Genomic DNA, 14718 nt, shown 5'->3' on the forward strand with positions numbered 1-14718 from the left:
TGCTTTGGAACATAAAGGCATCTTATTAGAAAGTGGCACAAATGAGCTAGAGATCGTTGAATTTGAAGTAGCTAACAATAAATTCGGTATTAATGTTATTAAAGTGAAAGAAATTATTCAACCAATTCAAGTAACATTTATTCCACACGCGCACCCGCATGTAGAAGGAATTATTCAATTACGAGGTGAGGTATTACCGGTTGTTGATATGCTGCGAGTGTTGGGCATTCAAAATGCAGTACGTAATCCGCAACAAAAATATATTGTTGCGGAGTTTAATAAACAACGCGTTGTATTCCATGTAGATAACGTAACGCAAATTCATCGTATTTCATGGGATCAAATTGAAAAACCATCAGATATGTATCAGGGTGGGACTTCACAGGTAATCGGTGTCATTAAGCAAAATGAACAAATGATTCTATTACTTGATTTTGAAAAAATTATGGTGGATATCAATCCTGATTCTGGTATTAGTGTCGAATCTGTGAAAAAACTTGGTAAACGCGATCGCTCAGAAAAGCGTATTTTAATCGCTGAGGATTCACCTTTATTACGTAAATTATTATTCGATACGATGAATGAAGCAGGCTATGTGAATGTCGAGTTTTTCGAAAATGGCCGTGATGCTTATGATTACTTAGAATCACTTACGAAAAGTGGAAATGATGTTACGGAGCATATTCAATTAGTTGTAACAGATATTGAAATGCCACAAATGGATGGCCATCATTTAACACGTAAAATTAAAGAGCACCCAGACTTGCAAAAGCTGCCTGTTATCATCTTCTCAAGTTTAATTACAGATGACCTCCGTCATAAAGGTGACCAGGTTGGGGCAGAGGACCAAATTAGTAAACCAGAAATTGCAGAGCTTATTTTACGCGTAGATCAACTCATCGTATAGAGTTGAAGAAAAGATACTTCACAATTTTAATAATGGGTATCCTGAAAGTATATTAATAAACAAAAGAAAGTCGGATACCTTTTAGGTTCCGACTTTTTTGTATAAATCATGGTATTGCTAACACATGCTAATAAGAATAGGATGATTTTACGGCGTAAAGGAAGTGTATTATTTGGATGGTTTGAAAATGGCTATTATTGATATTGGCTCGAATACCATTCGATTAGTCCTTTATCAATATGATAAAGAAGAGGGACTTCGAGAGCTTGGCAATATTAAAACGGTTGCTCGTTTGCGTACATATTTGCAGCCGTCAGGTGAAATGTCTGACGAGGGCATTCAGGTCCTTACAGAAACTTTGTTAACCTTTAAAGCGATGCTCGATGATTTTGAAGTTGTCGATGTAAAGGCTGCTGCCACTGCGGCAATTCGCCAGGCTACGAATAGAGAGAAAATTATTACTTTAATGCAGGAGCGGACAGGCATTCAAATTGAGTTGTTGTCCGAGGAAGAAGAGGCTTACTACGGCTATGTTGCTGTAGTACATTCCATAGGAACGCAATCTGCAGTGACCATTGATATTGGTGGTGGTAGTACGGAAATAACACTTTTCGAAAATAAGCAGCTAAAAAAAACCTACAGTTTTCCATTCGGTACAGTATCTCTAAAGCAGCGTTTCGTTAAAGGTGACATATTAAACAGCAGTGAAAAAAAAGAGCTCATTGCGTTTGTGAAGGAGCAGTTCACATCGCTTCCTTGGATTCAACAGGTTGGATTACCGGTAATTGCAATTGGTGGTAGTGCGCGAAACATCGCCCAAATTCATCAACAACAGTGTGAATATCCTATCGCTAGTGTGCACGGCTATGAAATACCAAAGCAGGATTTAGATAAGCTAAGTTTGTTTTTAGGGAATTTAAGCTTTACTGAATTGAAACAGTTAGATGGACTATCCACTGATCGTGCGGATATTATTGTGCCGGCATTAGAAGTATTCCGTGTACTAATGGAAGTTGTAGGCAGTGATGTGTTCCAGTTAACGAAAAAAGGTCTACGTGAAGGACTTATTATTCACCGTATTTTACAAACTGATGAAAGTGCTTTTGATAAATACAATGTATTTGAGGGAAACGCAAGAAGGCTAGCAAGACAGTATGGACGCACCGGGGCAGAAGTTGATTATTTAATGCATTTAGCAGATCAATTGTACCGTGAATGTTGTCATTTAAGTTATTTGCAATTTGACGCTATGGACTTGCAATTATTCAGAAAAGCCGCCAAGGTCTTTAATATTGGCGAATATATAGAATTAAGCTCTGCTAGCCAACATACTTTTTATTTAATTGCCAATCAGTCTATCGATGGTTTGAATCACAAAGAACGTGTAAAATTAGCACTTTTAGCTTCGTATAAAAATAAAGATTATTATCAGCGATTCGCTACGCCATTTACAGAATGGATGAGTCGTGAAGAATATCGAAAAATACGTGATCTTGGTGCACTTTTAAAGTTTGTCTATTCATTAAATGTGTCAAAACGCAATATTGTCCATGCAATTGAGATGCATAAAGGTGACGGTTTTGCACAACTCGACGTTTATGTGAAAAATAATGCAGCCGCTGAAAAATATCAAGCGAATCGACATAAAAAGCATCTAGAGCGCACATTAAAGATACCTATCAAAGTTAACTTTATTGAAGAAGGGTGGAAAAATAATGACAACTGAAGTAACGAACGATCGCTTACACGAAGAAGAACATTCAGAAACACATAACCGATTACTGGAGGAAATTGCAAAGCCTCAATATTATAATAACCGAGAATTGAGTTGGCTTGCTTTCAATGAGCGTGTTTTAGAAGAAGCGGAGGATGTAAACAATCCTCTGCTAGAACGCTTGAAATTTTTGGCGATATTTAGTTCAAATTTAGATGAATTTTTCATGGTGCGTGTAGCAGGTCTTCAAGATCAGGTCCGTGCTGGTTTTCATAAGCCTGAAAATAAATCAGGTTTAATGCCAAAGGAACAATTAGCAAAGATAGCCGAGCGCACGCAAGCGTTAGTAAGAAGACAAACGGAAGTATATCGACACCTAATTTATGATTTATTACCACAACATAATGTACATATAGCAGACATGAAGGACTTAACAAGTACGCAAAAGGCGTTCATCAATGAAATGTTTGCTGAAACAATCTTCCCTGTTCTAACGCCAGTAGCGGTTGATGCGTATCGTCCTTTTCCTACACTATTAGGTAAGACATTAAATTTACTCGTATTATTAGAGCAAGATGAATCGGATTCTGAAAATCGTGAAAGAGTAGCGATTGTGCAAGTACCATCTGTCTTGGATCGTTATATTAAAGTACCTTCATTGGAGGGAGAAACGGTTGTTGTGTTACTTGAGGATGTCATTGTAGCGCATATTGACAAACTATTCTACGGCTATAGTGTGAAGTCTGCACAGGCTTTCCGTTTAACGCGTAATGCAGATTTAACGATTCACGAAGAAGGTGCACGTGACCTATTGGTGGAAATAGAAAAAGAGTTGAAGAAACGCAAATGGGGTGTGGGCAGTCGCCTAGAGGTGCGCGTAGGTGAAATGAATGAAGAAGTACTTGCTTACTTACTAGAGGAGTTTGAAATTGAAGGAACGGATGTTTTCCATATTGATGGGCCTTTAGATTTAACTTTTATGTTCTCGTTTGTAAAAGGGATTGCTGTAGGGCGTGAGCATTTAGAGTACGAAAGTTTTATCCCACAACCACCATTGGATTTACAATCAGATGAAAATATTTTTGAAAAAGCATTGCAGCAGGATATTTTCTTCCATCATCCATACGAGTCATTTGCACCGATTGTCGATTTTATCGCGGAGGCAGCCGTCAATCCAAACGTATTAGCGATAAAACAAACTTTGTACCGTGTTAGTGGAAATTCCCCAATTATTCAGGCATTAAAGCTAGCAGCGGAAAATGGTAAGCAGGTGACTGTTTTAGTAGAACTAAAGGCACGTTTCGATGAAGAAAATAATGTACATTGGGCGAAGCAACTTGAACAAGCTGGGTGCTTAGTCATTTATGGTATGAACAATTTAAAGACGCACTCCAAAATAACACTTGTTGTCAGCCGTCGTAACGGTAAAATAGAACGCTTTGTGCATCTCGGTACAGGAAATTATAATGATGCAACTGCAAAAATTTATACAGATATGGGCATCATTACTTCAGATAAGGAATTTGGTATTGATGCGACCAATTTCTTTAACTATTTAAGTGGATATACTGAAAAGCCGATTTTCAACCATTTAGTTGTGGCACCATTTGATATTCGAGATGAATTTATTCGATTAATGGATGAGGAGATTGCTTGCCATAAGAAATACGGAAATGGTTTTATCCGTGCAAAAATGAATTCATTAACGGATAAGGATCTAATGATGAAGTTATATGAGGCATCGATTGCGGGGGTGAAGGTAGAGCTCATTATTCGAGGCATTTGCTGTATTCGACCTGGCATTCCAGGAATTAGTGATAATATAACCGTAACAAGTATTGTTGGGCGCTTCCTTGAGCACTCACGTATTTATTGGTTCCACCACAATGGGGACAACAAAGTTTATCTATCTTCAGCGGATATGATGACACGTAATATGATTAAGCGTGTTGAAATTTTATTCCCTGTATATGCAAGTGAAGCAAAAGCCCGTATTATTGACATTATGAACAAACAATTAGAGGATACAGCCAAAGCACGTATCCAAGACTCGAATGGAAAATATCATTATAAAGAGTTTGATCGTAGTGAGGACCCCATTAATAGTCAGGAGATTTTTTTAAAGGATGCACTCAAGCCGACGCTAGACGAAGAATAATTTACATTTTTTGGATATTGAATAGAGCAAACACGCTACTTAGTGAGGGATATAATGAAAAAAAATAAAGTGAATGTAGCGCAATTTGCCAGCTATCATCAAGTGACACAGCTCAATCCATTTGATGCAGTAGTATGCTTAAGTAAAGTGAATACAGAAGCATATGATATCGTCGATTATAATGATAAACTACCGTCTTTTATTGAGCTACAGGATGCAAAAGCCATCAAAGCGAACTGTTTTTTTACAGAGCAAGGCTGGCAGCAAATATTGACTATTTTACAACAGGAGCTTAATGTTGTTCGAACGGTGGAACTCTATACGGGGCGCCAATTAAAAACATTTGCAGTTAGTGTGCAACGAATAGACGACGAAATTGTCGCTATAATACTACGTGAAGAACAGAACGACACGAAGCGGTATCTGCAATTTGTTGAACAGCATGTAAGTCCTGTGTTAACGACAGATTTACAAGGGCGTATTATTCATCAAAATATTGCTGCTACCTCCCTCTTGCCAAAAGAAAACTGCCTGGTCGGATTAGATATTTTTTCATTATTAGAAAGCAAGTATTTAAACGAATTTAAATTGTTATTTTCAAAAACTATCAAGGGTTCTGCATATAGCATGCCAAAATGCTTATTCCATGGTCAATTGTTGAGTAACGAACCATTTTATTTACGTACGCATCCAACATATTATCAAGGTGAAATAGTAGGCGTGCATCTATTTGTAAAAGATGCAGATTCGTTTATGAATGAACAAGAGGCTTTTTATTACCTTGCACTAATGGATGAATTAACTGGTATTTGGAATCGTAAGGCGTTTAAGGAACACTGGCTACATCATTTGAACGACAAGAAGAATGGCAATAGGCAGGTCGCCCTTATTTTAGTGGACATAGATCGTTTTAAAAAATTCAATGAATCCCTTGGTGAAGGGAAAGGCGATGAGCTTATGCGCAAGTTTAGCCAAAGACTGAGTGAGCTTTGCCACTCAAAGTGCTCACTTTATCGCTATAATAGTGATGAATTTATTTTCATCTTAAAAGATGCATCAATTAACAAAATTGAGCATATTGCGAATTCAATTTTAGAGGTGTTAAAACAACCATTCATGATTGATGGTCAGGAATACTTTATTAGCGTATCCATTGGTATTTCACTTAGCCCAGCGGATGGAAAAGATCTAGAAACACTTGTCAGAAAAGCAGATCAAGCACTATTTTCAGTTAAAGAGCATGGACGTTCACATTTCCGTTATTATCGAGAAGATATGACAACAGTTTTCCCTAATGAGGCATTGATGGAGGCGCATTTACGCCGAGCTATTGAATTTAATGAGTTGAGCATTCATTTACAGCCTCAAATGGATTTAAATAATAATAGTATAAATAGCTTCGAAGCGTTATTACGGTGGAATAATCGTAAATTTGGCTTTGTTTCACCTGCACAGTTTATTCCTATTGCAGAAGCATCTGGCTTAATAATAGAGATAGGTGATTGGATTATTGATGAGGTATGTCGCTATCAAAAAGAGTGGCATATGAAAGGCTATCGACCTGTGCGTATTGCTATTAATATTTCACCTAAGCAATTTAGAAAAGAAAACTTTGCACGGAAAATTAAAGCAGCTTTGAAGAAGTATAATGTCTCACCGGAATTAATAGAAGTAGAAATTACGGAAAGCTCAATGACAAATGTCCATGAAACGTTTTCCATTTTAACGGAATTGAAGCAGTTAGGCGTTTTTGTTTCAGTGGATGATTTTGGCACAGGTTATTCATCACTTAGTTATTTAAAACGTTATCCAATTGATATTATTAAAATAGATCAATCGTTTATTGCCGACATTGAAAAAGATGATAAAAACGAAGCGATAATTAAGGCTATTATTTCAATGTCTCATAATTTAGGACTTGAGGTGATTGCAGAGGGCATTGAAGAACCTTCACAAGTTGCCTTTTTAAAACGTCATCATTGTCAAAAAGGACAGGGCTATTTATATAACAAGCCATTGCCCGTTGAATCTATAGTAAAAAAATATTTTGTCAGTTAAAAACAGTAAATAAAAACAGTCGCACTTCACCACACATTTTAGGTGAATGCTACTGTTTTTTTATGTTAATTCACTTCGTATGACGATGAAGAAGCCTCCATTGTCATTCCATTTAATACAACTGCTGTAAAGTGTGCCATTTCAGTAACTAAATCAAAATCTTCATTATGAATTAACCAATCATAGACATTCGCTCGCATGCAACGTTGTATAATCTTTTGCATGTGTGTCGCTTGTAAATCTTGACGAAACTCACCAAGTTCAATTCCCTCCTCAATATAAGTATTAAGGATCTGGAAAATTTTACGGTGAGGGCTAATTAAATAATGTTCTTTTTCTACTTGGTTGGTCATTGCAGCAGTATAAACAGTCCGCAATAAATCCTTTCCAACAATGTTTGTTAAATACAGCATTTGCTCTTTGTAAAGCAAAAGTATTTTCTCGGTTGCAGGCAAGCTACGATCAATACTTTTCTCTACGGTGCTGTAAAAACTATCGAGCTCTTTAAATTTTTCTAAAATAACATCGTATTTAGAAGGGAAGTGTGTATAGAACGTCCCTTTTGATACATGACAAGCTTTGGTAATTTGTTCAACAGATACATGTTCGTAGCCATATTTATTAAATAAATTTAAGGATGTTTTTAGTAACTTGTCTCGGGTTTCTAACGCCCTTTTCTGGCGAGTAGTTAATGAATACATACTCCTTTTCCTCCCCCAAAATATACTATAATAATTTATATAACAATTTTTCAGAAAATAACAAATTTTAATTGACGTGATAGATTGACATTGATTATGATTTAATTGACCGCAGTCAATGACCATGGTCGTTCAAATTGTTTCGTTCTTAATGTTACGACAAAAAAATAAAGTTGGCTAGTGTATCATCCAGCTTAATTTGTGGTTTTTTAAGACACGAGGGAGTCAAACGAAGGAGAGTATAGGAATTGTCGGCTTAGGTTATATGAGATTATCGATGGCTATAAATTCAACACAAATCCATCATGCCAATTAGTGAATCTATCCAGCTATATATCAGCACAAGGCTATGAAAAAAATGATATGTCAGATGCTTATTTAAGTTTAAAAGAAAGATGCAAAATCAAACAAATTTAAAGGAGGACAATACGATGACAACAGCACAAGAAGTTAAAACATTAACGCATTTCATTGGTGGCGAAATGATCGAGGGAAAAAGTGGGCGATATGGTTCGGTATACAATCCAACAACAGGCGAGGTTATCGGAAAAGTTCCGCTAGCAACGGAAGAAGAGACTCGTGAGGCCATTGCGAAGGCACAAACAGCATTTCCAAAATGGCGAGATACATCAGTATCTAAACGTGCAGAAATCGTATTGAAATTCCGTAATTTGGTCACTGAGAATATAGATGAATTATTACAAATTATTTGTAGAGAAAGTGGTAAAACAGTAGAGGATGCGACAGGTGAGATTACAAGAGGACTTGAATCTGTAGATTTAGCAATTGGCGCACCTCATTTAGTAAAAGGCGAGTATTCTGTCAACGTTGGTGGTCAAATAAACGCCTATTCAGCTAAATATCCACTAGGGGTTGTAGCAGCAATTTCACCATTTAACTTCCCGATAATGGTGCCATTAGCCCAAACAAGTATGGCCATTGCTGTCGGGAATGCGGTTGTATTAAAAGCATCTGAACGTGTACCAATGACTTCATTGTATGTCAGTGAATTATGGAAAAAGGCCGGCTTACCAGATGGCATTTGGACAGTTGTCAATGGTGATAAGGATGCTGTAAATGAAATTCTAGCAAACCCTACAGTACAAGCAATTTCATTTGTAGGATCGACACCGGTTGCACAGTATATCTATGAAACAGGGGCAAAATACGGTAAACGTGTTACTGCGCTTGGTGGCGGTAAAAACAATATGGTCGTAATGCCGGATGCAGATCTTGAGCAAGTAGGGAATGCATTTATTGGTGCGGCTTACGGTGCAGCATCCCAACGTTGTATGGCAATTTCTACAATTATGCCTGTAGGGCAAGACACTGCAAATCGTCTTGTTGCTATTTTAAAGGAGAAAATTTCTGCATTAAAAGTGGGTTCATATACGGAGGCTGATAGTGATTTTGGTCCAGTGATTTCACAGCAATCTAAAGATGCCATTTTAGCAGCAATCGATCGCGGAGAGTCAGAAGGTGCGACTGTCGTATGTGATGGTCGTGACTTAGAAATTGTCAAAGAATCAAAAGGTTTCTTTGTAGGTCCAACATTACTAGATAACGTGAAACCAGGTATGGAGATTTATGAACAAGAAGTGTTTGGTCCAGTTCGTAATGTTGTACGTGTTGATTCATTAGATGAAGCGATTGAACTAATCAATCAGCATGAACTTGGAAATGGTGTCACAATTTTTACGAACGATGGTTTTGCTGCTCGTAAATTCACAACTGAAATTGATGTCGGAATGGTTGGTGTGAATGTTCCTATTCCGATTCCAGTCGGTTATCACAACTTTGCAGGATTCAAAGGGTCTCGTTTTGGCGAAGGTCATATGTTTGGGCCAGATCAAGCACGTTTCTTTACAAAAACGAAAACCGTTTCAGAACGCTGGATGACAAGTAATGCGTCCCCTGCATCAACATTTGCATTCCCAAGTAATAACGATTAACTAAGAAAGGAGCTGTAACTCTTGATAAATGAGTACAGCTTTTTTTACAAAGGCTTGTTATGCTTCGGTTTTTATAAATTGGTGGTACTTTAGTTATGGCTGATTTAGTATCGGGTGGTCAAACGAGTGCAATGCCTTTACTGGCACCCCACGGGATGGTATCGAGGTTGAGGAAGTACTTGAGCAAGTTCTTTACCCACTTGTTCCACAAAAACGCTTGCTAGATGTTTCAGAAATTACGGGACTTGCGCTCTATTTAGCGAGTGATGTGGCAAAAGGTTTAACGGGTCAGGCGATTGTATTGGATGGCGGATATACAGCACAATAGGTAAGGGGGAGACGTTATGATTCAAACGAAAACAATTTTCACAGTAAATTCTCCGGGGACGATGATTTATGGTCGAGATTCTTTTGAAGAAGTAGGGGTTTATGCAAAAAAATTAGGGACGAGAGCATTGATTATCAGTGATCCGATTATGAATAGTTTAGGTTTTGTCAATCAATGCAACACACTCTTAACAACCCAAGGATTGCATGTAGTTTCGTATTTAGGGGTAACAACTGAGCCAATTGATTCGTTTGTAACAGAAGGGCTTAATATTTTGCAAGCAGAGAACTGTGATGTCATCATTTCACTAGGCGGAGGCAGCTGCATTGACACAGCGAAAGCCATTGCGGTGGTCGCGACAAATGGTGGCTATATAGGGAATTATATGAAAATGAAAAAGGTTGCTGACCATACACCGATTCCACACATCGCGATACCGACAACTGCTGGTACAGGATCGGAAGCAACAGATGCAACTGTCATTACAAACACGAAAAATGACATCAAAATGATGATTAAGCAACCTGCGTTTATGCCAACTATTGCAATTGTTGATCCCATGTTAACAATTACTTCGCCGCCAGCAATAACTGCGGCAACCGGCATTGATGCATTGAGTCATGCAATCGAGAGCTATTTATCACGCTTATCACATCCATACTCTGATGTACTTGCATTATCTGCGATGGAGTTAATTGTCAATAACATACTGAAAGTTTATGAACATGGAGACGATATTGATGCCCGTGAGGCCATGTCACTTGGTTCAATGCAAGCAGGTCTCTCATTCTCCAATGCCTCTGTAGCCTTAGTTCACGGTATGTCTCGTCCTGTCGGGGCACTATTTCATGTACCGCATGGAATTTCTAATGCGATGTTACTGCCAGTAGTATTAGAATATTCAAAAGATGCATGTGTTGATCGATTAGCAGACCTTGGTAATTTTTTTAATAAAGATGGGACTTGGTTAACGCAAGATGAACTTGCCGATTTAGCGATTGTTTCAATAAAGGAAATGTGTAAGATCATGAACATTGGTAATTTACAGCAATGGGGCATTGACAAAGATGCCTATTATGCGGCAATTCCAAAAATGGCTGCTGATGCAATTGCCAGCGGTAGCCCAGGTAATAATCCGAAAGAGCCAACACATGATGAGTTAATAGAGCTGTATAAAATGGCTTATCATTTTGAATTTTAGAAAGATAATGAAAAAGATAATATCTTTCAGACAGTAGACAAACTCAAAAAATTGATTTTGGTTACTGTCTTTTTTCTTTTCAATATAGAAGTATCTATATGAACCCGTTGCTTTCCGCGGGCAATGGCTTCAGTTTCCTCGTCGCTATGCTCCTGTGGGGCCTTTTCGCTCATGCTATTCCCGCAGAAGTCGCCGCCTGCGCTCCAATCAACTCTTGTACGTTTATAGATGATTGAGGTGATGGATAGAATGACGAAAAATATAAATAATTGAAGCAAGAAGCAAAATCAATTAGAGATGCTTACATCTGAAAATCATTGAACGTACTATATGAAAAGATATTATCTTTTCATATAGTGACAAAAGGTATTCGTAATGCCCCGAATACCTTTTGAAAATTTATCAGAAATATTCGTTACAAATAGCCCCTATTAACGAGGTTAGTACGCTACGAGCAACTTCTTTTTCCATTTTTGGACGTAGCCATGTCTAATTAGCTGCTTCTTCAAATTCATGGCAGCAAAAATAAACATCGCCTGCAAGGACAATTTTTTAATCCGTCGTAAGTTTGTCCAACACATATCTTACGCAGCTGCAAATACACGATCAATCGTTTCTTTTCGACGTGCATAGAATTGTGTTATTCGTTGAATAGCTCGCTTTTTTTGATTGCGTTGTTTGTAGAGAAGGAAGTTTTACTTTATCCTGCAATAGCGGTCAGTATGATGCCAACTGATTGAAGCTTCTTTTTGTAGAATTTATATGACATTTTCGAGAAAATATAGTAGAATTTATGAATGAATGGCTATTCATTTTATAAAGGGGGAATTAGTATGTTGCAAGGCAAAACAATACTTATTACTGGTGGCTCAAGTGGGATGGGGCTTTATATGGCGAAGCAATTCGTTACAGAAGGGGCAAATGTGATTATTACAGGTCGTAATGAAGAGCGTTTGAAAGAGGCCAAAGAATTTATCTTAGAATCAGGCGCAACAATTGAAACATTTCAAATGGATGTCCGAGTGCCCGAACATGCGGAAGCAATGATCGCATTTGCCGTTGAAAAATTTGGGCAAATTGATGGACTTGTGAATAATGCAGCTGGCAATTTTATTGTCCGCGCAGAGGATTTAACGCCTAACGGTTGGAAAGCTGTAGTAGATATCGTGTTAAATGGTACATTTTACTGTTCATCAGCCGTAGGAAAGTATTGGATCAAAAACAATATAAAAGGTTCGATGCTTAATATGGTTGCAACTTATGCTTGGAATGCAGGCGCTGGTGTGATTCATTCAGCAGCAGCGAAAGCAGGTGTATTATCAGTAACAAGAACGTTAGCGGTCGAATGGGGCAAACAATATGGAATTCGTGTAAATGCAATCGCTCCGGGTCCAATTGAACGCACAGGCGGAGCGGATAAATTATGGGAATCAGAAGCGGCAGCTGCTCGTACAATTGATTCAGTACCATTAGGAAGAATTGGGACACCTGAGGAAGTGGCCGATTTAGCTACATTTATGATGTCCGATAAGTCACGCTATATGAATGGTGAATGTGTCACACTTGATGGTGGACAATGGCTAAATCAATACCCATTTTAATCAATAATTTTTTTGCATAATGAAGAGCTGGATTGACGCATACTAAGGGTAAAGAAAGGAGTCTTGCCTTATGGGTATGTGGTTAATACCAGCTCTTATTGCGATTACCATCATTGCTGTCATTTCTTTCGTTTCCACTTTACGAATTGCCAAAATGACATCGGAACGAAATTCAGAAAAAGATACGCCAATTTCTGAAACTGTGGAAGAATATGCAACAATGCTGAATCCAATTGTTTGGGTGTATGCTATCTTCTTACTTTTTTTAGGCATTGTTATCTTTTACTACTGGAGTCAGGCAGGGTATTAAAAGTATAGTTAAAACTAAGTATCAAATTTGCGTGAGCAGATTTGATACTTAGTTTTGATCAAAATGCTAAAATCATTCATTGTTCTTGAAAAACTCTTCTCGACCTTGTCGTGGTCATATACGGAAAAATTATGATATGATAAAAGGGAAGCATCCTGTTCTGCAAAGCAAGGACAGAAAAGGAGAAGAAGTTCATGATTTCAACTAACAGCAAAGACTTATTAGCAATGCCAATTAGTGAATTTGTTATTTCATCCGAAAAGGTTGCACATGTACAGATTGGGAATAGTGCCGAACATGCACTCCTGGTACTGACACGTACAGGATATTCGTCAATACCTGTATTAGATTTGAAATATCGACTTCAAGGGTTACTCAGTATGAAAATGATTACAGAGGCGATTTTAGGGCTCGATCATATTGAATATGAAAAATTACCTGATATAAAAGTTGATTCGATAATGGATAAAAATATAGCTGTTATCAAACTGACGGATACATTTCAACGTGCATTAGATTTAGTCATTAATCATGCCTTTTTATGTGCAGTGGACGAAGAAGGTACGTTCGCAGGGATTTTAACGAGACGTGTTATATTAAAGCAGTTAAAAAAATATATTTATCAAACAGAAAAGTAGTTTAAGAGGGGACTCAGATGTAAATCATGAGGCCCCCTTTGCCTGTAATGGAGGTCTAGGTAATTGATGGCAACGGAAGCAGAAATATTGAAAATATTAGCTGAGGAACGTAATATGCGGAAAGCAGCTGAGCGGTTGTTTTTATCGCAGCCAGCGCTCTCACAACGGTTGCAATCGATTGAAAAAGAATGGGGTGCACAGCTTTTTATTCGTTCACAGAAGGGACTAACAGCGACACCGGCTGGTGAGCTAGTTATCGCTTATGCGATCGAGATGCTTGCTAAAAAAGAAGAAATTTTTGAAACGATTCAATCTTTAACAACAAAAGTCAACGGTACACTTAAAATTGCTTGCGCTTCAATTGTCGGACAAAATTGGCTTCCGAAAATATTAAAGGATTTTGTATCGAAATATCCTGAAGCAAAAATCTCGCTTATGACTGGTTGGAGCTCAGAAATTGTCAAGGCCTTGTATGAGGGAGAGGCGCATATTGGTATTGTACGTGGACAGGTCGACTGGAAGGGGGAAAAGATTCACCTTTTCCGTGATACTCTTTACTTAGTAGATCAAGAATTGAAAACCATTGAAGATGTGCTAACGACAGATCGCCCATTCATCCAATTTAAAAGTGATTCGAATTATTATCAGGAAATTCAACAATGGTGGCAACGACATTTTGCATCGAATCCGAGACGACAAATCTTGGTTGATCAGATTGAGACTTGTAAGCAAATGGCATTGAATGGAATCGGTTATGCCATTCTCCCTTCCATCACATTAAATGAGCATGATGGTATCAATAAAATTGCGCTGACTAACAATGAAAAAGAATTTGGTTTAACGCGAGATACATGGTTAATAGGCTATGAATCTTCTTTTGAGTTACGTCAAGTACAGGCTTTTGTAGAAGTCGTACAAGATCATGCGCGTTGCCTGTTTGATTATACAAAATAGGACATAGTTGAACAAAAAAAAGAGGGGTAGTCCCAAGGTGATTTATGCATCACATTTGGGATTGCCCTTTTTTGTCTACCTATCTAAATCTTAAGAGTTTATGAATATTCATGAAGATATCATAAGAAATGGAACAAAATACAATTTAAATCGTATAATTATGTAATCATCTATATGTTAAGTAAAAAAGGGGTTG

Annotated in this window: 11 protein-coding genes and 2 pseudogenes; 11 read left to right on the forward strand and 2 right to left on the reverse strand. The window is 37.7% G+C overall.

What is annotated here, in order from left to right:
• Nucleotides 1–4 precede the first annotated feature (4 nt).
• The 4 genes from H131_RS06075 to H131_RS06090 all read left to right on the forward strand — a co-directional run bounded on the left by H131_RS06075 (nucleotide 5) and on the right by H131_RS06090 (nucleotide 6837).
• Complete coding sequence (locus H131_RS06075; protein WP_010858205.1) at nucleotides 5–907, forward strand: chemotaxis protein; 903 nt, start codon at nucleotides 5–7, stop codon at nucleotides 905–907.
• A gap of 172 nt (nucleotides 908–1079) precedes the next feature.
• The gene (locus tag H131_RS06080; protein ID WP_010858206.1) at nucleotides 1080–2633 is read left to right on the forward strand and encodes a Ppx/GppA family phosphatase; all 1554 of its coding nucleotides are present in this window, start codon (nucleotides 1080–1082) and stop codon (nucleotides 2631–2633) included.
• Nucleotides 2623–4779, forward strand: coding sequence for an RNA degradosome polyphosphate kinase (locus H131_RS06085; RefSeq protein ID WP_010858207.1), 2157 nt, complete (start codon nucleotides 2623–2625; stop codon nucleotides 4777–4779). Before H131_RS06080 ends, H131_RS06085 begins: the two co-directional genes overlap by 11 nt.
• Nucleotides 4780–4833: 54 nt before the next feature.
• The gene (locus H131_RS06090) at nucleotides 4834–6837 is read left to right on the forward strand and encodes a putative bifunctional diguanylate cyclase/phosphodiesterase (RefSeq protein ID WP_010858208.1); all 2004 of its coding nucleotides are present in this window, start codon (nucleotides 4834–4836) and stop codon (nucleotides 6835–6837) included.
• Between the two features lie 65 nt (nucleotides 6838–6902).
• On the opposite strand, the gene H131_RS06095 is transcribed toward H131_RS06090, so the two are convergent.
• Complete coding sequence (locus H131_RS06095; protein ID WP_010858209.1) at nucleotides 6903–7538, reverse strand: TetR/AcrR family transcriptional regulator; 636 nt, start codon at nucleotides 7536–7538, stop codon at nucleotides 6903–6905.
• A 431-nt stretch (nucleotides 7539–7969) separates the two neighbouring features.
• On the opposite strand from H131_RS06095, the gene H131_RS06100 reads away from it, so the two are divergent.
• The 3 genes and pseudogenes from H131_RS06100 (at nucleotide 7970) to H131_RS06105 (ending at nucleotide 11019) form a co-directional block, all read left to right on the forward strand.
• Entirely contained in the window at nucleotides 7970–9490 is a 1521-nt protein-coding gene (locus H131_RS06100) for a CoA-acylating methylmalonate-semialdehyde dehydrogenase (RefSeq protein ID WP_010858210.1), read from the forward strand.
• Nucleotides 9491–9647: 157 nt separating this feature from the next.
• Nucleotides 9648–9818, forward strand: a pseudogene (locus H131_RS23495) (SDR family oxidoreductase); the annotation flags it as partial.
• A 16-nt stretch (nucleotides 9819–9834) separates the two neighbouring features.
• Complete coding sequence (locus H131_RS06105) at nucleotides 9835–11019, forward strand: iron-containing alcohol dehydrogenase (protein ID WP_010858211.1); 1185 nt, start codon at nucleotides 9835–9837, stop codon at nucleotides 11017–11019.
• A 440-nt stretch (nucleotides 11020–11459) separates the two neighbouring features.
• Here H131_RS06105 and H131_RS24255 read toward each other — a convergent pair.
• Nucleotides 11460–11663 (reverse strand): annotated as a pseudogene (locus tag H131_RS24255) (IS5/IS1182 family transposase); the annotation flags it as partial.
• A gap of 189 nt (nucleotides 11664–11852) precedes the next feature.
• On the opposite strand from H131_RS24255, the gene fadH reads away from it, so the two are divergent.
• From fadH to H131_RS06125, 4 genes are all read left to right on the forward strand, one after another.
• Nucleotides 11853–12620: a 2,4-dienoyl-CoA reductase gene (gene fadH, locus H131_RS06110; RefSeq protein ID WP_036129890.1), complete on the forward strand. Its 768-nt coding sequence runs from the start codon at nucleotides 11853–11855 to the stop codon at nucleotides 12618–12620.
• 70 nt (nucleotides 12621–12690) lie between these two features.
• Nucleotides 12691–12930 (forward strand): hypothetical protein, encoded by a 240-nt coding sequence (locus tag H131_RS06115; protein WP_010858213.1) that lies wholly within the window; start codon nucleotides 12691–12693, stop codon nucleotides 12928–12930.
• A gap of 194 nt (nucleotides 12931–13124) precedes the next feature.
• Complete coding sequence (gene cbpB / locus H131_RS06120; RefSeq protein WP_010858214.1) at nucleotides 13125–13568, forward strand: cyclic-di-AMP-binding protein CbpB; 444 nt, start codon at nucleotides 13125–13127, stop codon at nucleotides 13566–13568.
• Nucleotides 13569–13634: 66 nt separating this feature from the next.
• A complete protein-coding gene (locus H131_RS06125; RefSeq protein ID WP_010858215.1) occupies nucleotides 13635–14522 on the forward strand; it encodes a LysR family transcriptional regulator in 888 nt (295 codons plus the stop codon).
• Nucleotides 14523–14718 lie beyond the last annotated feature (196 nt).

The sequence above is a fragment of the Lysinibacillus sphaericus OT4b.31 genome (genome assembly GCF_000392615.1).
Lineage (GTDB): Bacteria > Bacillota > Bacilli > Bacillales_A > Planococcaceae > Lysinibacillus > Lysinibacillus sphaericus_B.

What these genes read in the sequence shown, in the direction of transcription:
- H131_RS06125 (WP_010858215.1), top strand. Translation starts at nt 13,635, where the DNA reads ATGGCAACGGAAGCAGAAATATTGAAAATATTAGCTGAGGAACGTAAT.
- H131_RS06115 (WP_010858213.1), top strand. Translation starts at nt 12,691, where the DNA reads ATGGGTATGTGGTTAATACCAGCTCTTATTGCGATTACCATCATTGCT.
- H131_RS06100 (WP_010858210.1), top strand. Translation starts at nt 7,970, where the DNA reads ATGACAACAGCACAAGAAGTTAAAACATTAACGCATTTCATTGGTGGC.
- H131_RS06095 (WP_010858209.1), bottom strand. Translation starts at nt 7,538, where the DNA reads ATGTATTCATTAACTACTCGCCAGAAAAGGGCGTTAGAAACCCGAGAC.
- cbpB (WP_010858214.1), top strand. Translation starts at nt 13,125, where the DNA reads ATGATTTCAACTAACAGCAAAGACTTATTAGCAATGCCAATTAGTGAA.
- H131_RS06085 (WP_010858207.1), top strand. Translation starts at nt 2,623, where the DNA reads ATGACAACTGAAGTAACGAACGATCGCTTACACGAAGAAGAACATTCA.
- H131_RS06090 (WP_010858208.1), top strand. Translation starts at nt 4,834, where the DNA reads ATGAAAAAAAATAAAGTGAATGTAGCGCAATTTGCCAGCTATCATCAA.
- H131_RS06105 (WP_010858211.1), top strand. Translation starts at nt 9,835, where the DNA reads ATGATTCAAACGAAAACAATTTTCACAGTAAATTCTCCGGGGACGATG.
- fadH (WP_036129890.1), top strand. Translation starts at nt 11,853, where the DNA reads ATGTTGCAAGGCAAAACAATACTTATTACTGGTGGCTCAAGTGGGATG.